The 26,658-nt window shown below is 65.9% G+C and carries 21 protein-coding genes; 11 read left to right on the forward strand and 10 right to left on the reverse strand.

The window, feature by feature from the left end; translation table 11 throughout:
• Nucleotides 1-147: 147 nt before the first annotated feature.
• The 6 genes from QA645_RS29295 to QA645_RS29320 all read left to right on the forward strand — a co-directional run bounded on the left by QA645_RS29295 (nt 148) and on the right by QA645_RS29320 (nt 7,608).
• Entirely contained in the window at nt 148-351 is a 204-nt protein-coding gene (locus QA645_RS29295) for a hypothetical protein (protein WP_148754708.1), read from the forward strand.
• Nucleotides 352-395: 44 nt separating this feature from the next.
• Nucleotides 396-1,043, forward strand: a complete 648-nt coding sequence (locus tag QA645_RS29300) for a hypothetical protein (RefSeq protein ID WP_283044880.1) — start codon at nt 396-398, stop codon at nt 1,041-1,043.
• 409 nt (nt 1,044-1,452) lie between these two features.
• Entirely contained in the window at nt 1,453-2,448 is a 996-nt protein-coding gene (locus QA645_RS29305) for a nitronate monooxygenase family protein (RefSeq protein ID WP_283044881.1), read from the forward strand.
• 25 nt (nt 2,449-2,473) lie between these two features.
• Nucleotides 2,474-3,445: a zinc-binding dehydrogenase gene (locus tag QA645_RS29310; protein WP_283044882.1), complete on the forward strand. Its 972-nt coding sequence runs from the start codon at nt 2,474-2,476 to the stop codon at nt 3,443-3,445.
• Between the two features lie 246 nt (nt 3,446-3,691).
• Complete coding sequence (locus QA645_RS29315; protein WP_283044883.1) at nt 3,692-5,065, forward strand: cation-efflux pump; 1,374 nt, start codon at nt 3,692-3,694, stop codon at nt 5,063-5,065.
• Nucleotides 5,066-5,277: 212 nt separating this feature from the next.
• Nucleotides 5,278-7,608: an ATP-binding protein gene (locus tag QA645_RS29320; protein ID WP_254130225.1), complete on the forward strand. Its 2,331-nt coding sequence runs from the start codon at nt 5,278-5,280 to the stop codon at nt 7,606-7,608.
• Nucleotides 7,609-7,844: 236 nt separating this feature from the next.
• On the opposite strand, the gene QA645_RS29325 is transcribed toward QA645_RS29320, so the two are convergent.
• On the reverse strand, nt 7,845-8,741 hold the full coding sequence (locus QA645_RS29325) for a LysR family transcriptional regulator (RefSeq protein WP_283044884.1): 897 nt from the start codon (nt 8,739-8,741) through the stop codon (nt 7,845-7,847).
• A gap of 223 nt (nt 8,742-8,964) precedes the next feature.
• Between QA645_RS29325 and QA645_RS29330 the strand changes: the two genes are divergently transcribed.
• Genes QA645_RS29330 through QA645_RS29350 form a run of 5 tightly spaced genes read left to right on the forward strand, consistent with a single transcriptional unit; the run spans nt 8,965 to nt 14,936 of the window.
• Complete coding sequence (locus tag QA645_RS29330; protein ID WP_254130223.1) at nt 8,965-9,441, forward strand: formate dehydrogenase subunit gamma; 477 nt, start codon at nt 8,965-8,967, stop codon at nt 9,439-9,441.
• The gene (locus QA645_RS29335) at nt 9,438-10,994 is read left to right on the forward strand and encodes an NADH-quinone oxidoreductase subunit NuoF (RefSeq protein WP_254192797.1); all 1,557 of its coding nucleotides are present in this window, start codon (nt 9,438-9,440) and stop codon (nt 10,992-10,994) included. Before QA645_RS29330 ends, QA645_RS29335 begins: the two co-directional genes overlap by 4 nt.
• Nucleotides 10,995-11,004: 10 nt before the next feature.
• Nucleotides 11,005-13,878 carry a formate dehydrogenase subunit alpha gene (gene fdhF / locus QA645_RS29340; protein WP_283044885.1) on the forward strand — a complete coding sequence of 958 codons (2,874 nt, stop codon included), beginning with the start codon at nt 11,005-11,007 and terminating at the stop codon, nt 13,876-13,878.
• A gap of 4 nt (nt 13,879-13,882) precedes the next feature.
• Complete coding sequence (gene fdhD, locus QA645_RS29345) at nt 13,883-14,713, forward strand: formate dehydrogenase accessory sulfurtransferase FdhD (protein ID WP_283044886.1); 831 nt, start codon at nt 13,883-13,885, stop codon at nt 14,711-14,713.
• Nucleotides 14,700-14,936, forward strand: coding sequence for a formate dehydrogenase subunit delta (locus QA645_RS29350; protein ID WP_283044887.1), 237 nt, complete (start codon nt 14,700-14,702; stop codon nt 14,934-14,936). Before fdhD ends, QA645_RS29350 begins: the two co-directional genes overlap by 14 nt.
• Here QA645_RS29350 and QA645_RS29355 read toward each other — a convergent pair.
• The 9 genes from QA645_RS29355 to QA645_RS29395 all read right to left on the reverse strand — a co-directional run bounded on the left by QA645_RS29355 (nt 14,902) and on the right by QA645_RS29395 (nt 26,618).
• The gene (locus tag QA645_RS29355) at nt 14,902-17,880 is read right to left on the reverse strand and encodes a bifunctional [glutamine synthetase] adenylyltransferase/[glutamine synthetase]-adenylyl-L-tyrosine phosphorylase (RefSeq protein ID WP_283044888.1); all 2,979 of its coding nucleotides are present in this window, start codon (nt 17,878-17,880) and stop codon (nt 14,902-14,904) included. The two genes, QA645_RS29350 and QA645_RS29355, sit on opposite strands and share 35 nt — an antisense overlap.
• Entirely contained in the window at nt 17,877-19,337 is a 1,461-nt protein-coding gene (locus QA645_RS29360; protein WP_254192793.1) for an ATP-binding protein, read from the reverse strand. Before QA645_RS29360 ends, QA645_RS29355 begins: the two co-directional genes overlap by 4 nt.
• The gene (locus QA645_RS29365; protein WP_254130217.1) at nt 19,321-20,001 is read right to left on the reverse strand and encodes a response regulator transcription factor; all 681 of its coding nucleotides are present in this window, start codon (nt 19,999-20,001) and stop codon (nt 19,321-19,323) included. The genes QA645_RS29360 and QA645_RS29365 overlap by 17 nt, the downstream gene beginning before the upstream one ends.
• Nucleotides 20,002-20,283: 282 nt before the next feature.
• On the reverse strand, nt 20,284-21,864 hold the full coding sequence (locus tag QA645_RS29370) for a Do family serine endopeptidase (protein ID WP_283044889.1): 1,581 nt from the start codon (nt 21,862-21,864) through the stop codon (nt 20,284-20,286).
• Between the two features lie 224 nt (nt 21,865-22,088).
• Entirely contained in the window at nt 22,089-22,571 is a 483-nt protein-coding gene (locus QA645_RS29375) for a cytochrome c-type biogenesis protein (protein ID WP_283044890.1), read from the reverse strand.
• A gap of 4 nt (nt 22,572-22,575) precedes the next feature.
• A complete protein-coding gene (locus QA645_RS29380; RefSeq protein ID WP_283044891.1) occupies nt 22,576-24,558 on the reverse strand; it encodes a heme lyase CcmF/NrfE family subunit in 1,983 nt (660 codons plus the stop codon).
• Nucleotides 24,555-25,064: a cytochrome c maturation protein CcmE gene (gene ccmE / locus QA645_RS29385; RefSeq protein ID WP_283044892.1), complete on the reverse strand. Its 510-nt coding sequence runs from the start codon at nt 25,062-25,064 to the stop codon at nt 24,555-24,557. Before ccmE ends, QA645_RS29380 begins: the two co-directional genes overlap by 4 nt.
• Nucleotides 25,065-25,101: 37 nt before the next feature.
• Complete coding sequence (ccmI, locus tag QA645_RS29390) at nt 25,102-26,217, reverse strand: c-type cytochrome biogenesis protein CcmI (RefSeq protein ID WP_283044893.1); 1,116 nt, start codon at nt 26,215-26,217, stop codon at nt 25,102-25,104.
• Nucleotides 26,218-26,348: 131 nt separating this feature from the next.
• A complete protein-coding gene (locus QA645_RS29395) occupies nt 26,349-26,618 on the reverse strand; it encodes a hypothetical protein (protein WP_254135342.1) in 270 nt (89 codons plus the stop codon).
• Between the last annotated feature and the right edge of the window lie 40 nt (nt 26,619-26,658).

Here is a 26,658-nt window from a genome sequence, read left to right on the forward strand (position 1 = left end):
CTCCGAAATACAACACATCTGTGCGGATCCGATCAATGCCGCCAACAAGTCGCGGGGGTGCCGCACTGTGGACGCATTCCGCCGCCCTTGTGTGAGGCGTGTCTGGGGGCACGGCTCAGCCGTGTTTGGACCAAACCTGCTAGGGGTATGACTGTGAAGAAGATTGTATTTGTTCTGGGTGCAACGCTTGCTCTGGTGACGGCTGCGAACGCTGCGGATCTGCCGCGCCGCCAGCCCGTGCCGGTCTATCCGGCCGAGCAGGCCCCGATCGGCAAGATGCCGATTGGCAAGAGCCCGATTGGCAAGGCCCCGATCGGCAAGGCGCCCGGCCCGGTCGCAGCGCGCTACTGAGCTGCAAGCATCTGCGTAGCCGGCCGACAGTCGAGGGGCACAGCGTGACGAACAGACCTGATCGCTCGGGATTCTGCATCCTTGCAGGTCTCGGGCTTGCGGCCATGACCGCATGCATGATGCCATCGGCCTCGGCCCACGAAGCGAACAAGCGCGTTGCCGATGCAAATGCGCTTGCTACGACCGACTCGTCGCAACAGGCGCCGCAATCGACGCGGCGCCCGGTCGCGCGTGCGGAGAAAGGTCCCTACTACGTCGACTTCCGCGCCCGGACGGCAGCAAGCTGGGGCCATGCCTTCGTCTGGTACGGCAAGACCAGCGAGCGCGCCGTCGAGGTCGCGGGCCTCACGCCCAAGGGCGACACCTGGAGTTACGTGCTCGGTCACCTCACCTGGGTGCCATCGGAGACCGGCGCGAGCTACGGGGATCTCGACCCCGAATATCTGACCGCGAGCTATCGCGTGTATCTCAACGAAGCCGATGCCAAGCGCGTCTTCGCCTACATCAAGAAGCTGCAGGCGAGCTCGCCGGTCTGGAATGCCGAGACCACCAACTGCACCGGCTTCATCGGCGACATCGCCGAGTACATGGGCCTGAAGGTCCCCTATCGCTGGCAGCGCCCGGAAAACTTCGTCAACAGCCTGAAAGACATGAACGGCGGCCGCCAGATGGTGCGGCTGTCGGCGGAGTAGCTGAGGGCCTGTAGCCCGGATGGAGCGCAGCGAAATCCGGGACCGGCGTCGCTTGTTGCACGAACCCCGGATTGCGCTTCGCTCCATCCGGGCTACGAAACTCATCTATGACCGTCACCCTGAGGTGCGCGCTCTGCGGCGCATCGCGACGCTGAGCGAGCCTCGAAGGGCGACGCCCGGCTCTCACGGCGTGGCCGTTCATCCTTCGAGGCTCTCCATGGGACGCGTTGCGTCCCATGCCTCGCACCTCAGGATGACGGAAAGACGCCAATTATCCGCCCTGCGGAATCACCCCCACTGCCCGCATGACCCACCGCACGGCGGCGCAATAGACTTTTGCCGACCCCGACGGCATCCTCCGCCCATCAAATGAAAACAGAGCCTGCCAAGCAGGTGGGGGAAACAGACGATGTTGCAGACACGGTTCACAAGACTCGTCGGCGTCGAGCACCCGATCGTCCAGGGCGGCATGCAATGGGTCGGGCGGGCCGAGCTGGTCGCGGCCGTTGCCAATGCCGGCGCGCTCGGCTTCATCACCGCGCTGACCCAGCCGACGCCGGAGGACCTGACCAAGGAGATCGCGCGCTGCCGCGACCTCACCGACAAGCCGTTCGGCGTCAATCTCACCATCCTGCCCGCGATCAAGCCGCCGCCTTACGCCGAATACCGCGCCGCCATCATCGAAGCCGGCATCACCGTGGTCGAGACCGCCGGCAACAAGCCGCAGGAGCATGTCGACGAGTTCAAAAAGCATGGCGTCAAGGTCGTGCACAAATGCACCAGCGTCCGCCACGCGCTCTCGGCCGAACGGATGGGCGTCGACGCCATCTCGATCGACGGGTTCGAATGCGCCGGCCACCCCGGCGAGGACGACACCCCCGGCCTGATCCTGATCCCGGCCGCCGCCAACAAGGTCAAGATTCCGATGATCGCCTCCGGCGGCTTTGCCGATGCCCGCGGCCTCGTCGCCGCCCTGGCGCTCGGCGCCGAGGGCATCAACATGGGCACCCGCTTCATGGCGACCAAGGAGAGCCCGATCCATCAGCTCATCAAGGAGAAGATCGTCGCCAATGACGAGCGCGAGACCGAGCTGATCTTCCGCACCATGCGCAACACCTCGCGCGTCGCCAGGAACGAGATCTCGACCAAGGTCGTCGCCATGGAGAAGGAAGGCGCCAAGTTCGAGGACATCCGCGAGCTCGTCGCCGGCGCCCGCGGCAAGATGGTCTACGCGACCGGCAACTCGGATGAAGGCATCTGGTCGGCCGGCCAGGTGCAGGGCCTGATCCAGGACATCCCGAGCTGCGGCGAGCTGATCTCGCGCATCGTGCGCGAAGCCGAGGCGATCATTCGCAGCCGGCTCGAAGGCATGATCGCTCAACCAAGCGCGCAAGCAGCGGAATAATCACTGTAAGAAGCGAGAGTAATTCATGAAGGCTTATGTCTACGGCCCTGACGGCGCTCGGATTTCCGAGGTCGCTCAACCTAAACCAAAAGGCACGCAAGTGCTGGTTCGCGTGCGCGCCTGTGGGCTCAATCGCGCCGACACCGGCATGCGCAAGGGCCACGCCCATGGCGCCGCGGGCGGGGTCGGCACCGTGCTCGGGATGGAATGGGCCGGCGAAGTCGCCGAGCTCGGACCGGATGCGAAGGGCGTCAAGGTCGGCGATCGCATCATGGGCTCCGGCGGCGCGGCGTTCGCCGAGTACACGCTCGCCGACCACGGCCGGCTGTTCCGCGCGCCCTCGAACATGAACTTCGAGGAAGCCGCCACCCTGCCCGTCGCGCTCGCCACCATGCACAACGCCGTCGTCACCGTCGGCGGCGTGCAGCCGGGACAGTCCGTGCTGATCCAGGGTGCGAGCTCCGGTGTCGGCCTGATGGCGATGCAGATCGCAAAACTCAAGGGCGCCAGGATGGTGATCGGCTCCTCGACCGATGCCTATCGCCGTGGCCGCCTGACCGAATATGGCGCCGACCTCGCGGTCGACTCCTCCGATCCGAAATGGGTGGACGAGGTCTTGAAGGCGACGAACGGCGAAGGCGTCGACCTCATCGTCGACCAGGTCTCGGGCAAGGTCGCCAACCAGAACCTCGCCGCGACCAAAATCCTGGGCCGCATCATCAATGTCGGCCGGCTCGGCGGCACCCATGCCGACTTCAACTTCGACCTGCATGCCGCCCGCCGCATCAGCTATATCGGTGTCACCTTCCGCACCCGCTCCATCGAGGAGGTCCGCGCGATCTTCGACGAGGTCAGGAAGGACATCTGGGGCGCGGTGGAATCGCGCAAGCTGCAGCTGCCGATCGACAAGGTCTATGGGTTCAATGACATCGACAAGGCGTTCGAGCACATGGAGGCGAACAAGCACCTCGGGAAGATCGTGGTGACGGTGCCGTAGCCGTCGCTCCGGAGTCCGGTCTCGTAGGGTGGGCAAAGCGAAGCGTGCCCACGATCTTTATCCATCACGGAGAACTCGTGGGCACGGCGCTTTGCGCCTTTGCCCACCCTACGAGAGCTGAGCTTGCGGCATAAGCCCAGCATTCAATTCGGAAGCATTCGCAATAGCTTCGCTCCTGCAACTCACTTGCGACTACAGCTGTGGATCGTCGCTTGATGTTCGCGAACGCCCTGCTAAATCCCGGCCATGAGCGGACAACACGACAAGACATCGGTCGCGGCAATCTCGATCCTGGCCAGCGGCGGCATGGCGGCGGCCAAATTCGTGGTCGGCATCGCGATCGGCTCGCTGGCGCTGGTCTCCGAAGCGCTGCACTCCTCGATCGACCTGGTCGCGACCATCATCACCTGGGCGGTGGTGCGGGTCTCCGACAAGCCGGCCGACGACGAGCACCATTACGGCCACGGCAAGCTCGAGAGCATCTCCGCGCTCGGCGTGACCGCCCTGCTCTACGTGCTCGCCGGCGGCATTCTGGTGCAATCCTACAGCCACCTCCGCGAGGGAACCCCGCCACCGACGATTTCGGCCGTACCGTTCGTGGTGCTGGTGATCGATATCGTCGTCAATCTCTGGCGCGCCCGCGCGCTGCACCGCGCGGCCCGGGAGACCCGGAGCGAGGCGCTCGCCGCCGATGCGCTGCATTTTGCCTCCGACGTCATGGGCTCGTGCGCCGTGATCGTCGGCCTGATCCTCGCAGCCTTCGGCTTCTGGTGGGGTGACGCGGCGGCCGCCGCAGCGGTGGCCGTGATGATCGCGGCTCTCGGCCTGCGGATGGCGAGCTCCACGGTGCAGACGCTGCTCGACCGCGCGCCGGAAGGCGCCCAGGCGAAGGCCACCGCCGCGATCCGCAGCGTGCCCGGCGTGATCGACGTCGAACGCCTGCGCGTGCGCATGGTCGGGGCGACCACCTTCATCGACAGCATCGTCAACGTGCCCAGAACCTACCCGATCGACCGCGTCGAGGAGATCAAGCGCAACGCGCAAGGCGCCGTCGACAAAGCCTTCGGCGATGCCGACCTCACCTTCACCGCCGTGCCGGTCGCCCGCGACAACGAGACCGTGCGCGACCGCATCATGGTGATCGCGCATAATTCGGGCCTCGCCATCCACCACGTCACGGTGCACGATCTCGGCGCCAAGCTGATCGTCAGCATCGACCTCGAGGTCGATGCCGACATGCAACTCGAGGCCGCCCACGACGTCGCCAATACGCTGGAGCGGAGCATCCAGGAAGAGTTCGGAGCCGACGTCGAGGTCGACGTCCATATCGAGCCGCTGGAACCGGAACTGCCGTTCGGCGTCGATGCCGCGCCGGAACGGGTGCAGACCATCGCCGCCGCGCTCACCGAATATGCCGCCGGCGGCGAGATCCACGACATCCATAATGTGCGCGTGCGCGATACCGAGGGCGGCGAGATCGTCAACTTCCATTGCCGCGCCACACCGTCGATGAGCGTGATCAAGGTGCACGAGCAAGTCGACGCGATCGAGCGCCGCTTGCGTCGTGCGTTCCCGAGCGTGAAGCGCGTCATCAGCCACGCCGAACCGCCACGCGCGTGATGGAGTCACACGTTCTCGTTTCGGACTCATCGCGCACGTGAGTTTGCGGAGTGGAAGCGCACGAACTCCGTGTTGGATAAGAATTATTTCGCGTTAACCTTTCGTTGACTCTCGACAGCCTGCGCAAACTGGATTCAAATCGCTGTGATTCGAAAGCGACGTGGGGCTGCTTTCGATACTCGTCGTAAGCTGGTTTCCAGGGGGCCGAAGGCATGGCGCGCGCAGACGCCGCGAACGCGTGTGTCCAATCCGATTCGATCAAAGGATTGGCGCAATCGATCGCGAAACCTGCCTATCATCGGCTCCTGATCGCGGAGCCGGCGCTGCGTCGCGCCGTGCCGACGCTCATCATCGCCTTCCTCATCACGATCTGCCTCGGCGCATTCGTCCAGGTCGTCGACCAGACGCGCCAGAAGCGCCTCGTGATCCAGAACGACATCTCTTCCCTCGCTGAACTGCTCGCCGAGCGCATCGATCGCGTCACCTCCGTGCGCGCGGAGCGGCTGAAGAGCATCGAGAACCTGCCGAATTTGCTGCCCGACATGATCCCGTCCCGGGCCAGGGTCTCGGGCCGCCATGTCGTCGTCACCTCGGCCGGAATCGACCGCCGCATCCTCGCCCGCATTCCGATCGACAGCGATCCTTCGGGCAACGACCGCCTGCTCGATGCGATCACCACCGCGCAGCTGCTCGCAGCTCCGCCGCGCGACAATGACATCTCCAGCATGACGCTTCCGAACGGCAACGCCGCGATGGCGACCTCCCGGCCGATCAAGTCGCTGCCGGGCCTCGTCACCGTGATCCAGGAGCGCAACGAGCCGATCTGGGGCTCGGACGCGGCCCTTTCGGTGACGCTGTCGGCGACCACCGGGTTCGTCGTCCTGATCCTCGGCTTCGCCTTCCACTGGCAGTCGACCCGCGCCCGCGAGGGCGACCTCATCAACGATGCCGTGCGTGGCCGGATCGACACCGCGCTCAACCGCGGCCGCTGCGGCCTGTGGGACTGGGACCTGTCGCGCGGCCGGATCTTCTGGTCGCAATCGATGTTCTCGATGCTGGGCCTCGACGGCCGCAACGAGCTCCTCACCTTCGGCGAGGTCAACGCGCTGGTGAAGTCGGACGACATCGACCTGTTCGCGATCGCCGACCAGCTGATCTCCGAGAAGATCGACCATATCGACCAGACCTTCCGCATGCAGCATGTCGACGGCCACTGGATCTGGCTCCGCGTCCGCTGCGAGCGGACCCGCGGCGCCAGCGATTCCGGCATGCACCTGATCGGCATCGCGGTCGACATCACCGAGCAGAAGAGCCTCGCCGAGCGCACCGTGGAAGCCGACCTTCGCCTGCGCGACGCCATCGAGACCATTCCGGAAGCCTTCGTGCTGTGGGACGCCAGCGACCGCCTGGTGCTCTGCAATTCGCACTTCCAGCGCCTGCACAAGCTGCCCGACACCGCCGTGATCCCCGGCACCTCCTACGAGACCGTGCTGGAAGTCGGCCGCATGCCGGAGGTCCGCACCCGCCACAACGAGACCGCTGCCCAAGGCCCCGGCGCCCGCACCTTCGAGGCGCAGCTCGACGACGGCAGCTGGCTGCACATCAGCGAGCGCCGCACCAAGGACGGCGGCTACGTCTCGGTCGGCACCGACATCACCCGCATCAAGGAGCACGAGCAGAAGCTCGTCGACAACGATCTGCGCCTGCGCGCCACCGTCATCGACCTCAAGCGCTCGCAGGCGGCGCTGGAACGCCAGACCATCGAGCTCGCCGACCTCGCCGAGAAATATCAGCGCGAGAAGACCCGCGCCGAGGAAGCCAACCAGACCAAGTCGAAATTCCTCGCCAATATGAGCCACGAGCTGCGCACGCCGCTCAACGCCATCATCGGCTTCTCCGAGATCATGGGCTCGGGCATGTTCGGCGAGCTGGGCTCGGAGAAGTACCAGGAATACTGCCACGACATCCTCACCAGCGGCCATTATCTGCTCGAGGTCATCAACGACATCCTCGACATGTCCAAGATCGAGGCCGGCCGCATGAAGCTCGACATGGAAGAGCTCGACCTCGCACAGACGCTCGCGGAATCCCTGCGCGTCGTCGCCGGCCGGGCGCAGGACAAGAACCTGGAGCTCGACGCCGAGATCGAGAAGTCCATTTCGGTCGTCGCCGACCGCCGCGCCACCAAGCAGATCATCGTCAACCTGCTGTCCAACGCCGTGAAGTTCACGCCCGACGGCGGACGCATCGTGGTGCGCAGCCGGCAGCTCGAGGACAGGATCGTGCTGATGATCGCCGACACCGGCATCGGCATCGCGCCGCACTCGCTGGCGCGGCTCGGACGTCCGTTCGAGCAGGTCGAGAGCCAGCTCACCAAGACCTATCACGGCTCCGGCCTCGGGCTCGCGATCGCCCGCTCGCTGGCGCAGCTCCACGGCGGCTCGATGAAGCTGCGCTCCAGGCTCGAAGTCGGCACCGTCGTCCGCGTGACGCTGCCGCGCGACGCCATCAAGGCGGCAGCCGGAATTTCCGCGGCTGCCTAGAGCTGGGATGAGCTTTGGTTGAATCGATGCGAGCCGAGGGGGCACCTCTCCCGTAGGGAGAGGTCGAGTCGCATCGAAAGATCCGATCCGGGTGAGGGGTTACGCTCCCACCGGTCGCTGCGGCCCCTCACCCGGATTGCGCTGGTCGATGCTGCGCATCGCCAAGCGCAATCCGACCTCTCCCCGCTGGGGAGAGGTGGCAGCTACACTGCGGACACACTTAATCTCACTATGCGCTACGACTGCAGGCTCGGCGCCACTTCGCGCGCGACATTGACCAGCGCCGCGATCAGCGGCGTCATCGGATCGCGCTGCGGGATCACGAGACCAATGCTGTAATTGACCTCGGGGTCGGTGATCGGAATCGAGCGGACCTTGTCGGACGACAGACCAAGCGTCTCGGCGAGCTTGGCCGGCATCACGCTCGCCCAGCGCCCGGTCTTGACGTGGGTGAACAGCACCAACAGCGAGTTCGAAGTCAGTGTCGGCGTCGCCTCCGCCGCGACCGAACGCAGCGCACGGTCGATGATGCGGCGGTTCTGCATGTCGGGTGTCAGCAGGCACAGCGGCACCTGCCCGACCTCCTTCCACGTCACCGTCTCGCGATCCCCGAACATCCCATCGGGCGCGGTGAGCAGGCGATAGCTCTCGTTATAGAGCGGAATGGTGCGCACCTTCCCGATCGGCTCGTTCTCGATATAGGTCAGCCCGGCATCGACCTCGAGATTTTCGAGCAACCCCAGCACCTCCGACGAGGTCGTCGAGCGGATGCTGAAACGCACCTCGGGATGCCGCGCACGGTACGGCGTCGTCAGCGACGCGACCATGCCGAGTGCCGTCGGGATCGCCGCAATGCGGATCTCGCCGGAGAGCTGATGCTTCAGTCCGTTGATCTCGTCGCGCATCGCGCGGGCATCGCCCACGATCCGCCGCGCCCAGTCCAGCGTCCGCTCGCCCTCGGGGGTAAATCCCTGAAACCGGGACCCGCGCTGGACCAGCATCACACCGAGGATCTCCTCGAGCTGCTTCAGCCCGGTCGACATGGTCGGCTGGGTGACACCGCAGGCCTCTGCTGCCCGTCCAAAATGCCGCTCTTTGGCCAGCGCCAGCAGCAGTTCAAGCTTGTCGATCAACCGGCCGTCCCCTCGGATTCTGTGGTGGCATACAAGCTATCACGCCGGGCCTGCACCAACACGCAAAAACCCGCAGTCAATACAAGTTTCATTAGCACTTCGTATCGACCGATTGCGTTTCCAAATCGATCTGAATTCGCAATCGCAGCATGAGACAGCTTTATTGATCTTCGAACGATTCCAAATAGTTTGCGCAGAAGGGACGCTCAGATCGAGAACGAGAATGACAGCGGTTTACGAGCCTTGGGAAGAAACGCGCGGCGCCGAGATCATCGCCGAACATGCCGGGCAGGAAGGCGCGACGCTCGTCATTCTGCACGCGCTCCAGGAAGCGTTCGGCTATGTGCCGGAGGCGGCGATCCCCATGGTGGCGCAGGCGCTGAATCTGTCGCGCGCCGAAGTCCATGGCGTCTTCACCTTCTACCATGACTTCCGCCACAAGCCGGCCGGCCGCCACGTGCTGAAGCTGTGCCGCGCCGAAGCCTGCCAGGCCGCGGGCGGCGACGCGCTGGCCGCGCGCGCCGAAGCAAAGCTTGGCGTCTCGCTCGGCAACACCACTGCGGATGATCGCGTCACGCTGGAGCCGATCTACTGCCTCGGGCTGTGCTCGACCGCACCGTCGGCGATGCTCGACGGCCGCCTCGTCGGCCGGCTCGACGAGAAGCGCATCGACGCGCTGGTCGCGGAGGCACAACGATGAAGATGAAGATTTTCGTTCCGCGCGATGCGACCGCTGTCGCCGTCGGCGCCGACGAGGTTGTCGCAGCATTCGAGCAGATCGCGGAAAAGCGCGGCCTGCCGATCGAGATCGTCAGGACCGGCTCGCGCGGCCTGCATTGGCTGGAGCCGATGGTCGAGGTGGCGACCCTCAAGGGTCGCGTCGCCTACGGTCCGGTGAGCTCGGAGGATGTCGCCTCCGTGTTCGAGTCCATGGCGAGCAATGGGCCGCACGCGCTGCGGCTCGGCGTCGCGGACGAAATCCCCTGGCTCAAGCGCCAGACCCGCCTCACCTTCGCCCGCTGCGGCGTGATCGATCCACGCTCGCTCGAGGATTATCGCGCCCATGGCGGCTACAAGGGTTTTGAGCGCGCGCTCTCGCTCGGCCCGGACGCGATCCTGGCTGAAGTCACTGCCTCCGGCCTGCGCGGCCGCGGCGGCGCGGGCTTCCCGACCGGCATCAAGTGGAAGACGGTGCAGCAGGCCAAGGCCGACCGCAAGTTCATCGTCTGCAACGCCGACGAAGGCGACAGCGGCACCTTCGCCGACCGCATGATCATGGAAGGCGACCCCTTCCTCGTCATCGAGGGCATGACGACATCAGGCATCACCGTCGGCGCCACCAAGGGCTACATCTACATCCGCAGTGAATATCCGCACGCGGTCGCGGCGATGAATGCCGCGATATCGGCCGCGCGGCGCGGCGGCTATCTCGGCGACAGGATCGGCGGCTCGACGCATAGCTTCGACATGGAGGTGCGCGTCGGCGCCGGCGCTTACGTCTGCGGCGAGGAGACGTCGCTGCTCGAGAGCCTCGAAGGCCGCCGTGGCCTGGTGCGCGCCAAGCCGCCGTTGCCGGCCCATCATGGATTGTTCGGCAAGCCGACCGTCATCAACAACGTGCTGTCGTTCGCGGCCATCCCCTTCATCCTCGCCGAGGGCGCCAAGGCGTACGCCGATTTCGGCATGGGGCGCTCGCGCGGCACGATGCCGATCCAGCTCGCCGGCAACATCCGCCAGGGCGGGCTGTTCGAGACGGCGTTCGGCGTGACGCTCGGCGAGCTTGTCGACGACATCGGCGGTGGCACGTTCACCGGACGCCCGGTCCGCGCCGTGCAGGTCGGCGGCCCGCTTGGCGCCTATTTCCCCCGCGCCCTCTTCGACACCCCATTTGACTACGAAGCCTTCGCCGCGCGCGACGGCCTGATCGGCCATGGCGGCATCGTCGTGTTCGACGACAGCGTCGACATGCGCAAGCAGGCGCGTTTCGCCATGGAATTCTGCGCCGTCGAATCCTGCGGCAAATGCACGCCCTGCCGCATCGGCTCGACCCGTGGCGTCGAGACCATCGAGAAGATCATCAACGGCGAGCGGGTCAGCGAAAACCTCGCGCTCGTCGAAGACCTCTGCAACACCATGAAATTCGGCTCGCTCTGCGCACTCGGCGGCTTCACGCCCTACCCCGTGCTCAGCGCTTTGAAGCATTTCCGTGAAGATTTTGTCCCGGCCCCGACCACGCTTCAGGCCGCGGAATAGGAGAACGACAATGTCTCTGATCGAAGAAATCGACTACGGCACGCCGCGCTCCAAGTCGGAAACGATGGTGACGCTGACCATCGACGGCAAAGAGGTCACGGTGCCCGAGGGCACCTCGATCATGCGCGCCGCGATGGACGCCGGCCACCAGATTCCCAAACTCTGCGCGACCGACATGGTCGATGCATTCGGCTCCTGCCGTCTCTGCGTCGTCGAGATCGAGGGCCGCGCCGGCACGCCGGCCTCCTGCACCACGCCGGTCATGAACGGCCTGGTCGTGCACACCCAGAGCGAGCGGCTGAAGAAGCTGCGCAAGGGCGTGATGGAGCTCTATATCTCCGACCATCCGCTCGACTGCCTCACCTGCGGCGCCAATGGCGACTGCGAATTGCAGGATATGGCAGGTGCGGTGGGCTTGCGCGACGTACGCTACGGCTATGAGGGCGAGAACCACGTCTTCGCGAAGTCCCACGGCGAGATCAACGCCGCCTGGATGCCGAAGGACGAATCCAACCCCTACTTCACCTACGATCCCTCCAAGTGCATCGTCTGCTCGCGCTGCGTCCGCGCCTGCGAGGAAGTGCAAGGCACCTTCGCGCTGACGATTTCCGGCCGCGGCTTCGACAGCCGCGTCTCGCCGGGCATGAGCGAGAGTTTTCTCGGCTCCGAATGCGTCTCCTGCGGCGCCTGCGTGCAGGCCTGCCCGACCGCGACGCTCACGGAAAAGTCGGTGATCGAGATCGGCCAGCCCGAGCACTCCGTCGTCACCACCTGCGCCTATTGCGGCGTCGGCTGCACCTTCAAGGCCGAGATGCGCGGCGAGGAAGTCGTCCGCATGGTGCCCTACAAGGACGGCAAGGCCAATCGCGGCCATTCCTGCGTCAAGGGCCGTTTCGCCTGGGGCTATACCAATCACAAGGAACGCATCCTCAACCCGATGATCCGCGAGCGGATCGAGGATCCCTGGCGCGAAGTGCCCTGGGATGAAGCCTTCTCGTTCGCCGCCGCCAAGATGCGCGGCATCCAAAAGAAATACGGCCGTGACGCCATCGGCGGCATCACCTCGTCCCGCTGCACCAACGAAGAAACCTATCTGGTGCAGAAGCTGATCCGCGCCGGCTTCGGCAACAACAATGTCGACACCTGCGCGCGCGTCTGCCACTCCCCGACCGGCTACGGCCTTTCGGTCACGTTCGGCACCTCCGCCGGCACGCAGGATTTCGACTCGGTCGAGGATACCGACGTCGCGATGATCATCGGCGCCAACCCGGCCTCGGCTCACCCCGTCTTCGCCTCCCGCCTGAAGAAGCGGCTGCGCCAGGGCGCCAAGCTGATCGTGATTGATCCGCGCCGCACCGAGATGGTGGAATCGCCGCACGTGAAGGCGCTGCATCTGCCGCTGATGCCCGGCACCAACGTCGCCGTCGTGACGGCGCTGGCGCATGTCATCGTCACCGAAGGTCTCGTGAACGAAGCCTTCGTGCGCGAGCGCTGCGACTGGAGCGAGTTCGAGGAATGGGCCGCCTTCGTGGCCCAGCCCAAGCATAGCCCGGAAGCGACCGCTATCCTCACCGGCGTCGATCCGAAGACGCTGCGTGAAGCGGCCCGCGTCTACGCCACCGGCGGCAATGGCGCGATCTATTACGGGCTCGGCGTCACCGAGCACAGCCAGGGTTCGACCACGGTGATCGCGATCGCCAACCTCGCGATGGCGACCGGCAATATCGGCCGTCCCGGCGTCGGCGTGAACCCGCTGCGCGGCCAAAATAACGTTCAAGGCTCCTGCGACATGGGCTCGTTCCCGCACGAGCTGCCCGGCTACCGTCACATCTCGGGCGACGCCGTGCGCGACCAGTTCGAGGCGCTCTGGAACGTCAAGCTCAATCCGGAGCCGGGCCTGCGCATTCCCAACATGTTCGATGCCGCGATCGAAGGCACGTTCATGGGACTCTACGTGCAGGGCGAGGACATCCTTCAATCCGATCCCAACACCAAGCACGTGGTGGCGGCGTTGTCGGCGATGGAATGCGTCATCGTCCACGACCTCTTCCTCAACGAGACCGCGAACTACGCTCACGTGTTCCTGCCCGGCTCGAGCTTCCTCGAGAAGGACGGCACTTTCACCAATGCCGAACGCCGCATCCAGCGCGTGCGCAAGGTGATGTCGCCGAAGAACGGCATGGCCGACTGGGAGGTCACCATCGCGCTCGCCAAGGCGATGGGCCTGGAGATGAACTACAGCCATCCCTCGGAGATCATGGACGAGATCGCCGCACTGACGCCGACCTTCGCCGGCGTCTCCTACGCCAAGCTCGACGAGCTCGGCTCGGTGCAGTGGCCCTGCAACGAGAAGGCGCCGGAAGGCACGCCGGTGATGCATATCGGCGGCTTCGTCCGCGGCAAGGGCAAGTTCGTCGTCACCGAATATGTCGCAACCGACGAGCGCACGGGTCCCCGCTTCCCGCTTCTCCTCACCACGGGCCGCATCCTCAGCCAGTACAATGTCGGCGCGCAGACACGGCGCACCGAGAACGTCGTCTGGCATGCCGAAGACCGGCTCGAGATCCATCCGCATGACGCCGAAACGCGCGGCGTGCGCGATGGCGACTGGGTGCGGCTGCAGAGCCGCGCCGGCGAGACCACGCTGCGCGCGGAAATCACCGACCGCGTGTCGCCGGGCGTCGTCTACACGACGTTCCATCATCCGGACACGCAGGCCAACGTGATCACGACCGACTATTCGGACTGGGCGACGAACTGTCCCGAGTACAAGGTCACCGCCGTGCAGATCTCGCCATCGAACGGCCCGTCCGATTGGCAGAAGAGCTACGACGAGCAGGCGCGGCACTCCCGTCGCATCGCGCCGGCCGAGGCCGCGGAGTAACCGGATGCACGTGCCTGTCCAGGCCATCGACCGCGAAATCTGGCGCGACGGTGTCGCGTCGGAAGGGACGCGGCTGATCCCCGAGGAGACGCCGCTGGCGCTGACCTATAATGGCGGCACCTATGCCGTCATGATGGGGACGCCGCAGAACCTCGAGGATTTTGCCGTCGGCTTCAGCTTGGACGAAGGCATCATCAAATCGGTCGACGACATCAAGTCGCTCGATGTGGTCCGCCTCGACGACGGCATCGAGCTGCGCATGTGGCTGGAGTCTGAAGACGCCGCGCGCATCAGCGAACGTCGCCGCCACATTGCCGGCCCCACCGGCTGCGGCATCTGCGGCATCGACTCGATCGCCGAAGCCATACGGCCCGCAGCGATCGTGCCGCCGGGGCAGACCTTTTCGCCCGAGCAGATCATGGCGGCGATGCAGACCATTGCGCCCCTGCAAGCGATCAACATCCAGACCCGCGCGGTCCACGCAGCGGCGTTCTGGTCGCCCGCGAACGGCATCGTGGCCCTGCGCGAGGACGTCGGCCGCCACAACGCGCTCGACAAGCTCGCAGGCTCGCTGGCGCGCAGCCGGACGGACGCGAGCGGCGGCATGGTGCTGCTGACGAGCCGTGTCTCCGTGGAGATGGTGCAGAAGACCGCGGCGATCGGCGCGCCGGTGATGGTCGCGGTCTCCGCCCCCACCGCGCTCGCGGTCCGCACCGCGGAAGCCGCCGGCATCACGCTGATCGCAATTGCCCGCAGCGACGGGTTTGAAGTGTTCACGCACCAGGGCCGCATCACGGCTCATCGTGCTCCGGAGATCATTCATGTCGTCGCCTGACCGCCTCGTCTACATGGCCAACCAGATCGGCACGTTCTTCCGCAGCCAGGGCCACGACAAGGCCGTGCCGGGGATCGCCGACCACATCAGGAAGTTCTGGGATCCGCGGATGAAGCGCGCGATCTTCGCGCATCTCGATGCCGGCGGCGCAGGCCTCGAGCCGAACGTGCTCGAAGCGCTGACGTCGCTCAAGCAGACGATTTCCCTTCCAGAAGCGCACTGAACACGCGCCGCACCTCGCTTTGCGTCTCCTTCACGCGTGCCTCGAGCGAGGAGAAATCCGGCGCATCGCCGGCGCGCGCCATCACGCGCTGAAGGTCGGAGCCCGCGGTTTCCGGCTTGAAGCGGTCGCTGACGCAAAGCCGCAGGATCTGCGTCAGATCGTGATAGAGCCGCGCCGCGGCGCGCAGGATCTCCGCCTCCGAGTGCGGCAGCACACCGAGTCTCGCGGCATTCTCCAGCACCTGCACCGTGCCGACATCGAGAATGTCGGGCTTGTCATGGGCATGCACGAGCTGGAGATATTGCGCGATGAAGTCGATATCGACCATGCCGCCGGAGGCGTATTTCAGGTCCCAATGATCGGTCTCGCCCTTCTCCTGCGCGATCGCGCGGCGCATATCGGCGACGTCGTTGGCAATGATCGAGGGGTCGCGGCGGCGGGTCAGGACCTCGCGGATGATGCTTTCGATCCGCGCGGTGAATTCCGGCGACGCGGACACCACGCGCGCACGCGTCAACGCCATGTGCTCCCAGGTCCAGGCCTCGTTGGCCTGATAGTCGGCGAAGGAGACGAGGCTCGACGCGACCGGACCGGCGCGTCCCGACGGGCGCAGCCGCATGTCGATCTCGTAGAGCACGCCGTAATTGGTGCGGGTCGTGAAGGCGCTGATCAGGCGCTGGGTGAAGCGGGCAAAGTAATGTGCGCCCTGCAGTGACCTCTCGCCGTCGGAGTCCGGATTGTCGCTGTCGAAATCATAGAGCAGGATCAGATCGAGATCCGAGGATGCCGTCATCTCACGGCTGCCGAGCCGGCCCATCGCGATGATGGCGGTCTCCTGCCCCTTGATGCGCCCGTGCTGGTCGGCGAAGCGGTCGGCAACGAGGCGATGCACGGTGTCGACGATGCCCTCGGCGACGTCGGCGAAGGCCGTGCTCGCCTGCTGCGCCGAGACGGTGCCGGAGAGGATGCGCGTGCCGATCAGGAACAGGCTCTCCTGCCCGAACAGACGCAGGCGGTCCAGAAACTCCTCGTAGGAGCCCGCATCCTGCACCGTGGCCGCAAGCCGCGCCGACAATTCCTGCTTGTCCGGCATCGCGCCGAAGAAGCGCGGATCGATCAGGCCGTCCATCAGCTGCGGCTGCCGCGCCAGCATCTCGCCGAGCCTAGGCGCCGCGCCAAGCACGAGCGCCACCAGCGCGACGAGATCGCGGTTCTGGCCGAGCAGCGTAATGAGCCGGCCGCCGCGCTGGAGCGCGCGAAGGAAATCATCAAACGCCACCACCGCGCGGTCGGGCTCTTCGGCACGCGCGAGGCCGTCGATCAGGGCCGGCACGAACTCGACGAAGGCATTTCGCGTCTGCCCGTTGCGGAACACGCGATAGTCGCCGGTGAGCCAGTCGCGGATGGTCTGCGCAAGGGCGGCTGGCTTCTTGAAGCCGAGCGTCGTCAGGTGCTGCAACAAGCGCGGATCGTCCGGACCGGCGCGATAGTCGATTGCGGGCAGGCTTGCCGAACCGGTCGGATCATCGCCCTCGAACAGCTTTTCGTAGTGGCCCTGCACGATCTCGAGCTGACGAAGCAGGTCGCGCGCAAAAGTCGCGCGGCTGTCATAACCGAAGAACCAGGCGAAGCGTTCGACCGCCTCCTTGTCCTCCGGCAGGGTGTGGGTCTGCTCGTCGGCGATCATCTGGAGACGATGCTCGACCCGGCGCAGGAATTCGTAGGCCGTGGTCAGCTCGTCTCGCGCGGCAGAATTGATCCAGTTGCTGGACGCGAGGATGTCGAGCGCGGCGAGCGTCGGCCGCACCCGCAATTCCGGATGGCGGCCGCCGGCGATCAGCTGCTGGGTCTGGGCGAAGAATTCGATCTCGCGGATGCCGCCGCGGCCGACCTTGACGTTGTGGCCTTCGACCGCGACCTCGCTCTGGCCGCGGTAGGTCTGCATCTGCCGCTTCATGTCGTGCACGTCGGCAAGTGCTGCGAAGTCGAGATGCTTGCGCCAGACGAAGGGCGCGATCTCGGCCAGCAGCGCCTCGCCTGCCCTGGGATCGCCGGCACAGGCGCGCGCCTTGATCATCGCGGCGCGCTCCCAGGTGCGCCCTTCCCGCTCGTAATAGTTCAGCGCGGCATCACGCGAGATCGCCACCTGCGTCGACGACGGATCGGGCCGCAGCCGCAGATCGACGCGGAACACATAGCCGTCATAGGTGCGCTGCTGCAGGATGCGCGCCATGCCTTGCGTCACCCGGACGAAGAACGGCTGCGGCTCGATGTCGGGCGCCAGCGTCGTGGCATCGGGATCGAAGAACACGATGAGATCGATGTCGCTGGAATAATTCAGCTCGCCCGCGCCCATCTTGCCCATGGCGAGCACGATCAGGCCGCAGCCGACTTCCGGCGCCTCGGGATCGGGCGGCACGAGCTTGCCGCGTGCGGCTTCCTGTCGCAGCAGGTACTGCAGCGCCACCTGCACCGAGGACACCGCAAGCTCGGTCAGCGCGGCCGTCACCCGCATCACCGGCCAGACTCCGCCGATGTCACACAGCGCGATCAGGAGCGCGGCCTCCGCCTTCATGCGACGAAGCAGCCGCATCACCTCGGCCTCGTCCGGGGCAGCGAGCACCGCGCCCCTCGCCTCCGCGATCAGCGCAGCAAGATGCGTATCCGGCTCGCATTCGAGCAGCCGGATCAGGCGCAGCGGATCGACGCGCAGCAGATCGAACAAATAAGGCGAGAATTCCGCGATCCCGGCGAGAATAGTCCGGGCGAAGGGATGGACCAGCAAGGCTTCCAGACGCGCCGACTGTGCCGGCTCAAGCTCGGCCAGCCAGCTTTCAAAACGTCGTTCGTCGGTTGTGGAAGCGGCAATATGGGGAGCCTCCGCGAAGCGTGCGGCCAGGCTCTCACCATGCTTGTCCGCGTTTCCCGGCGCGGAGTGGTTCATGCCACCTTCTGTGGCACATCCGGTATTGGAGGAGCAACCCTGTCGCCGGCCCCCGCGCGCGCCGGCAGCAGCAGCGTGGCGACGAGGCCCGGATGGGCGTCGCCGAGCCGCAATTCGCCGCCATGCAAGGTGGCGACGGCGGACGCGAGGCTGAGGCCGAGGCCGGAGCCCGGCATGGTGCGGCTCGCCTCCAGCCGGACGAATCGCTCGACGACGTGCTTGCGATCGGCCTCGGGGATTCCGGGGCCGCGGTCGGTGACGCTGAGCAGCACCTGATCGCCCTCGCGCTTGGCCTCGATCGTGATCTGACGGGCGTCCATGCTGACCACGGTTCCCGCCGACTGCGCGGCCGGCTTGCCGTATTTGATCGCGTTCTCGACGAGATTGGCGACCGCCTGGCTGATCAATTCGCGATTGCCGTGAATCGGCGCGGCCTGCGTCTTCACCTTCAAGGTCATGCCGTCGTCTTCGGCCAGCGGCTCGTAGAGCTCGTGAATGCCGTTGGCGACATCGGCCGCATCGAAATCATCCATGTTGCCGCGCGCCTGGCCGGACTCCGCGCGCGCGATCATCAGCAGCGCGTTGAAGGTGCGGATCAGCCCGTCGGATTCCTCGATGGTCCGCTCCAGCGCCGCGCGATAATCGGCCTCGCAGCCCGATTTCGCCAGCGCCTCCTCGGCGCGATTGCGCAGGCGCGTCAGCGGCGTCTTGAGGTCGTGGGCGATGTTGTCGGAGACTTCCTTCAGCCCCGCCATCAGCGCCTCGATCCGCTCCAGCATGGCGTTGAGGTTTTCGGCGAGGCGGTCGAGCTCGTCGCCGCTGCGGCCAACGGGCAGGCGCTCGCTGAGATCGCCGATCATGATGCGATGCGCCGTCCCGGACATCGCGTCGATGCGCGTCAGCACCCTGCGCGCGACGAAAACGCCGCCGCCGAGGCCGAGCACCACGACGATCAGCACCGACCATTGCGCCGCCTTCGCCACGATGCCGAACAGGCGCCGTCGCTCGGCGAGGTCGCGGCCGATCAGAAGCCGGAAGCCGTTCTCCAGTTCGGTGACGCGAACGAGCGCGCGATGATCGCGGTCATCCGCATCCTCGATCCGGCGATAAGCGGTTTCCGACCAGCCGCGCGTTGCCATCACGCCCGGCGCCAGCGAGCCGACATTGCCGGCAACCGCCTGCCCGGTCGGCGTGGTCACGAGGTAGAGGTTGGCGCCCGGCCGCAGCGCGCGATACTCGATCGTGCGCACGAGGCCGAACAGGCCGCGGCGTCCGTAGATCTCGTTGATCTCCGAGGTCTCGGCATTCACCGTCTGCGTGATCTCTTCGGTGATCAGCCGCCGCGTATTCCAAGCGAAATAGCCCAGCAGCGAGGCCGCGAAAATCGCAAACAGGAACAGGTAGACCAGCGTCAGCCGGAATGCCGTGGTGCGGACGAGTTTACCGAATGCCGTCACGGATCATATACCCGGCGCCGCGGATCGTGTGCAGCAGCGGCCGCTCGAAGCCCTTGTCGATCTTGGAGCGCAGCCGCGAGATGTGCACGTCGATCACGTTGGTTTGCGGATCGAAATGATAGTCCCAGACGTTCTCCAGCAGCATGGTGCGCGTCACCACCTGGCCGGCATGCTTCATCAGATATTCGAGCAGGCGGAATTCACGCGGCTGCAGCGTCAGCTCGTCCTTGCCGCGGGCGACGCGGTGAGAGAGCCGGTCGAGCTCGAGGTCGCCGACACGGTAGAGCGTATCCTCGGCAGGTCCGCCGCGGCGGCGCGACAGCACCTCGACGCGGGCGAGCAGCTCGGCGAAGGAATAGGGCTTTGGCAGATAGTCGTCGCCGCCGGCGCGCAGGCCCTTGATGCGATCGTCGACCTGCCCGAGCGCGGAGAGAATCAGCACCGGCGTCGTTTCGCCCTTGTCACGCAGCGAGCCGATCAGCGACAGCCCGTCGCGCTTGGGCAGCATGCGGTCGACCACGAGCACGTCGTAGTCGCCGTTCTCGGCCATGGCGAGGCCCTCCTCGCCGTCACCGGCGTGGTCGGCAATGTGTCCGACCTCGCGAAACGCCTTCACGAGATAGTCGGCGGATTCGCGGTCGTCTTCGATGATCAGGAGGCGCATTGTGCGTTCGGCGGCGGTCAAGGAGGTCAACCTTCTCTGAACATGGCGCGAGCGGCAATCGCATGCAAGCCAAGCGAACGGGACTTGGGTAGGCAAAAAGGCGGGCGGTGAAGCTGGGGGGACCTCACCGCCCTAGGCCTTCCGACGGAGGGGGGCGTATTTCCACCGGAAGGTAGGCGTGGGGAGCAAGCTTGCGCTGCTCCCCGGAAGAGTGCCGGCGGCGGGGGCGACTAATGCCGGCGACACCCTTCATCTCGTAAGCCTCCTGAGGCTCGGCCCGTGTCAGCCTTTGGCGATGGGCACCGCGACGAAGCGCGACTGGCCGCCGCTCTTCACGCGCATCAGGACGCTGTTCTTGTTGTCGGTCCGCGCGGTGTTGATGGCGTCGCGGACATCGCCGGCGGTGCTCACGCTCTTGCCGCCGACTTCGAGAATCACGTCGCCTTCCTTGAAGCCGCGCTCGGCGGCTGCGCTCTTCGGATCGACTTCGGTGACCACGACGCCGTCCTTGCCGGCGCCGGCCACGGAATTGGCGGGAGCAACCGTCATGCCGAGCTTCGGCACGTCGGTGCCCTTGCTGGCGCCCTTACCGCTGTCGTTGTCGATGTCGGCCTTGGCCTCGACCGTGTTCGGCAGCTGGCCGAGGGTGAGGTTCACGACCTTGTCCTGGCCCTTGTGCAGCACGTTGAGCTTCACCGACGCACCCGGCGCCATGCCGCCGATGGTGCGGGCGAGCTCACGGGCGTCCTTGACGGATTCGCCATTGACCGACGTGATCACATCGCCGGACTCAATGCCGGCCTTGGCCGCGGGACCATCCTTCTGCGGCTCCGCCACCAGCGCGCCTTCGGCCTTCTTCATGCCGAGGCTGTCGGCGATGTCAGAGGTGACAGGCTGGATCTGCACGCCGATCCAGCCGCGGCTGACCGAGCCCTTGTCCTTGAGCTGGGCGACCACGCTCTTGACGGTGTTGGCGGGGATCGAGAACGCGATACCGACGCTGCCGCCGGAGGGCGAGTAGATCGCCGTGTTGACGCCCATCACCTCGCCGTTGGTGTCGAAGGCCGGGCCGCCCGAATTGCCCTTGTTCACGGGCGCGTCGATCTGGATGAAATCGTCATAGGGGCCGTTGCCGATATCGCGGCCGCTGGCCGAGACGATACCCGCGGTCACGGTGCCGCCGAGGCCGAAGGGGTTGCCGACCGCGAGCACCCAGTCGCCGATCCGCGGCTTGCTGTCGGCGAGCTTGGCGAACGGGAAGTTCGAGCCGCCCTCGACCTTGATCAGAGCAAGGTCGGTGCGCTGGTCGGTGCCGATCACCTTGGCGCTGTAGGTCTTGCCGTCGTCGGTGGTGACCTCGACCTTGTCGGCGCCGTCGACCACGTGGTTGTTGGTCACCGCAAAGCCGTCAGCCGAGATGAAGAAGCCGGAGCCCTGGCCCTGCACGACGCGGCCACGACCGCCACCCTTCAGACCGGGAATGCCGTCCGGACCGCCGAAACGGCGGAAGAAGCGCTCCATCGGCGAGCCCGGCTGGAACGGCGACTGCGCATCGTCGCCATCATCGTTGCTCGCGGTCTTCTCCTTGATGTTGACCTTGACCGAGATCACCGAGGGCTTAACGCGCTCTACGATGTCGGCGAAACCGATCGGACGCTCGACCTTCTTGACCTCGTTGTTGACCTGCGCGTTCGCCGGCGTGGAGAACAAATCGGCGGGCGAGGTCGACGGGCTGAAGCCGTGGACGGCGATGCCGAGTCCGGCGACGACCGAGGCCATCAGCGCGATCCTGCGGGCGGAAAACACCGAACGGCGAGGCTGCCGGTAGGACGGAAGGTTCGTGAGGTCGATACGGTCGTTCATGCAGCTCTCCAGGGCCTTGAAATCCATTTGGTGCCTGGTAGCGGCACCTTACGGCCTGAAGATGGGGACTTGCGCCTTACCGCGCGCTGGCTGCGGGGTTAAACTTTTGTAATAAAGACCGCGCCGTCCTGCGGCAGTTTAGCGCAGGTAAAAAATCGTGGTTTGACAGGAACTTAATCAAGTTCCGGTGACGGCACCAGGCACTCGCGCCGACGTGAATCCGGCTAGCGCGATGCCGCGTCCTCGGACATCAACGCTGCGAGCCGCGCCTCCTCGTCCGGCGTCAGCGGCGGCGTCGGGACATCTGCACCTGCTTGCGCACGGCGGCGGTTCTGCCGCCACAACGCAAAGCCGCCGCCTGCCAGCAGCAACGGCGCGAGCAGCCACAACAGCATGGTCTGCCGTTCGAAGCGCGGCTTGAGCAGCACGAACTCGCCGTAACGGGCGACCAGGAAGTCGAGCACCTCGCCATTGCTGTCGCCGGCCGCGATGCGCTCGCGCACGAGAAGACGCAGGTCGCGCGCAAGCGGCGCATCGGAATCGTCGATCGACTGGTTCTGGCAGACCATGCAGCGGAGCTCGCGCGACAGGTCGCGCGCGCGGGCCTCCTTGACCGGGTCGGACATGATCTCGTCAGGCTGCACGGCGTAGGCCGCTGGAGCGGCCAGCAGCACAAGCGCGACGCACGCGGCGATCATCCGGCGCATCGCGTCACTCCGCCGGTTGCAGGCGCTGCTTGGCCCGCGCCGGCTTCGGCGCGCCGACCCGCAACCGCCGATCGGACAGCGACAGCACGCCGCCGAACGCCATCAGCACCGGTCCCCACCAGATCATGAGCACCAACGGCTTGTGATAGATGCGCACGGCGATCGCGCCCTCGGCCGTGACATCGCCGAGCGAGATGTAGAGCTGGCTCGCGCCGCGCGTCAAAAGCGCAGCTTCCGTGGTGGAGGAGCCGCGCGTGGTGAAACTGCGCTTCGACGGCGTCATGACACTGAGCGCGTCGCCATCGCGACTGACGTTGAACTGGGCGATCATCTCGCGGTAGTTCGGCCCCTGCCGCTCGGTCAGGCCGTCGAGCTTCAGCTGATATCCGGCGACCTGCGCGACGTCGTTCGGCTTCATGGTCGCGATATATTCGCTGTTCCAGGTGGTCTCGCAGACGATCCCGATCAGCGCGACGCCGAGGCCGGCATGCGCGAACGCGGTGCCCCAGGCCGAGCGCGGCAGGCCGCGGGCGCGATGGAACGTCGTCGCGAACGGCAGACGAAACAGGCCGGTTCGCTCAGCCATATCGGTCACAGCGCCGGCGATGACGAAGACCCCAAGCCCGATGGCCAACGGCGCCAGCGCGCTGCCGCCACGCGTCCAGGCCCAGACGATGGCGATCACCACGAGGCCCGCCACGCCAGCCGCGAGCAGCCGCTGGGTGACGCCGAGCAGATCGCCGCGTTTCCACGCCAGCATGGGGCCGAACGGCACGGCGAGCAGCAGCAGCACGAACAGCGGCACGAAGGTGAGATTGTAGAACGGTGCGCCGACCGACATCTTGAAGTCGGCGAGCACTTCCATCGCCAACGGATAAAGCGTTCCGAACAGCACGACCGCGCAGGCCACCGTCAGCAGCAGATTGTTCAGCACCAGCGCGCCCTCGCGCGAGATCGGCGCGAACAGGCCTCCCTGCTTCAACGAGGTCGCGCGTCCTGCGAACAACGACAGGCTGCCGCCGATGAACAGGCAGAGGATCAGCAGGATAAAGACGCCGCGGGTCGGATCATTGGCGAACGCGTGCACGGAGGTGATGACGCCCGAGCGCACCAGGAAGGTGCCGAGCAGCGACAGCGAGAAGGTCAGGATCGACAACAGGATGGTCCAGACCTTCAGCGCGTTGCGCTTCTCCATCACCAGCGCCGAGTGCAGCAACGCCGTGCCGGCGAGCCAGGGCATCAGCGAGGCGTTCTCGACCGGGTCCCAGAACCACCAGCCGCCCCAGCCGAGCTCGTAATAGGCCCAGTAGGAGCCCATCGCGATCCCGAGCGTCAGGAAGATCCAGGCGACCAGCGTCCACGGCCGCACCCAGCGCGCCCAGGCCGCATCGATCCGCCCCTCGATCAGCGCCGCGATCGCGAACGAGAACGAGATCGAGAAGCCGACATAGCCGAGATAGAGCATCGGCGGATGCACGGCGAGACCGATATCCTGAAGCACCGGATTGAGATCGCGCCCCTCGATCGGCGGATTGACGATGCGCAGGAACGGGTTCGAGGTGATCAGGATGAAGAGATAGAAGGCGCTCGCGATCCAGGCCTGAACGGCGAGCACATGCGCGCGCAGCGACAGCGGCAGATTGTTGCCGAAGGCGGCGACGAGCCCGCCGAACAGCGCCAGGATCGATACCCACAACAGCATCGAGCCTTCATGGTTTCCCCACACGCCAGTGATCTTGTAGATCAACGGCTTCATGGAGTGGGAATTCTCGTAGACGTTGGCGACGGAGAAGTCCGAGTTCACGTGCAACGTCACGAGCGCGATGAACGACGCGCCGACAAACAGGAGCTGCGCCAGCGCGGTGGAGCGCGCCACGTTCATCAGCGCCGGATCGCGCAAGCGTGCGCCGATCATCGGCACGAAGGACTGGATCAGCGCCAGCGCGAGCGCCAGCACCAGCGCGTAATGTCCGGCTTCCGCGATCACCGCACCGCTCCCTGCGAATTGCCCTGCGCCGTGGTCGCCGAAGGCCTTGTGGTACCGGACGCTTGGGCGCCGTAATCGTCCTTCCAGTGCCCCTGCTTCTTCAGGGCATCGGCGACGTCCTTGGGCATGTAGGTCTCGTCGTGCTTGGCGAGCACCGTGTCGGCCTTGAACACGCCGTTGGCATCGAGCGCGCCTTCGGCAACGACGCCCTGCCCTTCGCGGAACAGATCGGGCAAAATGCCCTTGTAGGCGACGGGCAGCTTGGCGCCGCCGTCGGCCACCTCAAACGTCACCGCGAGATTGTCGCCGCGCTGGAGCGAGCCCGGCTGCACCAGACCGCCGAGCCGGAAGCGCTTGCCGGGCTGGACGTGCTTCTCGGCCACCATGGTCGGGGTCGAGAAGAACACGATGGAGTCGCGCAGGGCATTGAGCACCAGCGCGGCCGCGAGCGCGAGCACGGCGAGCGAGCCGCCGATGATGGTCATACGTCGCTGCTTGCGCGTCATGGCGTATCCGTTCTCCGCTCGTCTCGTGCTGCGACTGTCATCCGTCGAGCCCGAGAGTCTTGAGGCCTTCGTTGAGCTGGCGCAACCGCTCGGAATCCCTGGCGACCGCCTGACGGGCATCGGTCGAGGCTCCTAGCGCCTTGTCGCGATCACCCATCACCAGATAGGCGCGCACCAGACGCAGCCACCCCTCGACATCGTCGCCGTTCTGCTTGAGGCGCGTGGCGAGACGTTCGACCATGCCGCGGATCATCGCGTTGCGATCGCCGTCGTTCATCTCCTTGGACGCAGCGATGGTCTCGTCGGACAGCGCCGGCATCGTCACGCCGCCACCACCGACCCGCGCGAGCGAGGTCTGCACCAATGGCCGCCACGGCGCATCCGCGGGTGCTTTCGCCAGCAGCGCGCGCCAGATATTGGCGGCGTCATCCTTGCGGCCGTCCTGTTCGGCGGCGAGCCCGAGGAAGTAGTTCGCCTTGGGATCGTCGGCGTTGAGCGCATGCGCGCGCTCGAACTCGGTCTTGGCTTCCGCCGTCACCACGCCGCTGGCAGCGGCCGTGATCGCCTCGCCGAGATCGGAGCGGCGCTCCGCGCTCTCGCCGTTATAGGCGATCGAGCTGCGATAGGCGCGCACGGCCTCGTCGAAGCGGCCAAGCCGTTCCAGCACCGGCGCGAGCACGTTCCAGCCGCGGCCATCGGTCGGATTCTTTTCCAGGTGTTGCTGGACCTGCACGACGAGGTTCTCGAGCGACTGCGCCATGCCGGACCCGGCGCCACGCTCCCGTTGCGCCAGCGGGAAGTCGCGAAGCGCGGGCGAGCCGAGCGGAATGTAGATCGCGGCCGCCACCAAAGGCAGGCCGACCAGCGCCAGCACGGCGGCCGCGCGGCGCCATTTCAGGCTGGACGTCGGCACGAGCGCAGACTCGGTGCCGGCGGCGGCAAGCAGCCTGCGGCTGATCTCGACGCGCGCCGCCTCGGCTTCAGGCCGCGCAATCAGGCCTGCGGCGAGATCACGCTCGATCTCGGCCAGCTGATCCTTGTAGACCGCGACCTCGCTGCCTTGATTGTCAGGACGCGCGCCACGGCCGAGCGGCCAGAGCACGGCGAATATCGCCGCGACCGTCATCAGCGCGAACACGAACCATAGCGTCATCAGGCAAGCTTCCGGCAGCGCGCGAGCCGCGCCTGTAGCTGGCTTTACACCACGGCCGGACGATGCGGCAATTGACAATTGTCAATTTGGCGCGAGCGCACACAGTCCCGAAATGGTGACAATCCAACGGCTTAGCCGATCTCGAAGTCCGCGCTTTGAGCGGCGTCCTCGCCGTGCCCGTTGAAGGCCTTCAGGAAGTATGTTCCCGGCACGATTGCTTCAGGCAATCTGATCCGCAACGCCCCGACGGGAACGGGCGATGCAACCCTGGTGACGGTCTCGGTCAGCTGCCGACCGCTTGCCTTCTCGACCAGCACCACCTTCGCGCCGACCATCAGCCGTTGATATTTGGCAACAATGACGCGGTTTTCGATTTCGATGGAGCTGATAATGGGTTTCATGCGCCCACAGATAGAAATTCCAGAAGCTTGCGCGGCGACC

It is taken from the genome of Bradyrhizobium sp. CIAT3101 (assembly GCF_029714945.1).
Classification (GTDB): Bacteria; Pseudomonadota; Alphaproteobacteria; order Rhizobiales; family Xanthobacteraceae; genus Bradyrhizobium.

Excerpts from the sequence above, each read along its gene's own strand:
- QA645_RS29295 (WP_148754708.1), top strand. The coding sequence starts at position 148 with ATGACTGTGAAGAAGATTGTATTTGTTCTGGGTGCAACGCTTGCTCTG.
- QA645_RS29305 (WP_283044881.1), top strand. The coding sequence starts at position 1,453 with ATGTTGCAGACACGGTTCACAAGACTCGTCGGCGTCGAGCACCCGATC.
- QA645_RS29310 (WP_283044882.1), top strand. The coding sequence starts at position 2,474 with ATGAAGGCTTATGTCTACGGCCCTGACGGCGCTCGGATTTCCGAGGTC.
- QA645_RS29315 (WP_283044883.1), top strand. The coding sequence starts at position 3,692 with ATGAGCGGACAACACGACAAGACATCGGTCGCGGCAATCTCGATCCTG.
- QA645_RS29320 (WP_254130225.1), top strand. The coding sequence starts at position 5,278 with ATGGCGCGCGCAGACGCCGCGAACGCGTGTGTCCAATCCGATTCGATC.
- QA645_RS29330 (WP_254130223.1), top strand. The coding sequence starts at position 8,965 with ATGACAGCGGTTTACGAGCCTTGGGAAGAAACGCGCGGCGCCGAGATC.
- QA645_RS29335 (WP_254192797.1), top strand. The coding sequence starts at position 9,438 with ATGAAGATGAAGATTTTCGTTCCGCGCGATGCGACCGCTGTCGCCGTC.
- fdhF (WP_283044885.1), top strand. The coding sequence starts at position 11,005 with ATGTCTCTGATCGAAGAAATCGACTACGGCACGCCGCGCTCCAAGTCG.
- fdhD (WP_283044886.1), top strand. The coding sequence starts at position 13,883 with ATGCACGTGCCTGTCCAGGCCATCGACCGCGAAATCTGGCGCGACGGT.
- QA645_RS29350 (WP_283044887.1), top strand. The coding sequence starts at position 14,700 with ATGTCGTCGCCTGACCGCCTCGTCTACATGGCCAACCAGATCGGCACG.
- QA645_RS29355 (WP_283044888.1), bottom strand. The coding sequence starts at position 17,880 with ATGAACCACTCCGCGCCGGGAAACGCGGACAAGCATGGTGAGAGCCTG.
- QA645_RS29365 (WP_254130217.1), bottom strand. The coding sequence starts at position 20,001 with ATGCGCCTCCTGATCATCGAAGACGACCGCGAATCCGCCGACTATCTC.
- QA645_RS29370 (WP_283044889.1), bottom strand. The coding sequence starts at position 21,864 with ATGAACGACCGTATCGACCTCACGAACCTTCCGTCCTACCGGCAGCCT.
- QA645_RS29375 (WP_283044890.1), bottom strand. The coding sequence starts at position 22,571 with ATGCGCCGGATGATCGCCGCGTGCGTCGCGCTTGTGCTGCTGGCCGCT.
- ccmE (WP_283044892.1), bottom strand. The coding sequence starts at position 25,064 with ATGACGCGCAAGCAGCGACGTATGACCATCATCGGCGGCTCGCTCGCC.
- ccmI (WP_283044893.1), bottom strand. The coding sequence starts at position 26,217 with ATGACGCTATGGTTCGTGTTCGCGCTGATGACGGTCGCGGCGATATTC.
- QA645_RS29395 (WP_254135342.1), bottom strand. The coding sequence starts at position 26,618 with ATGAAACCCATTATCAGCTCCATCGAAATCGAAAACCGCGTCATTGTT.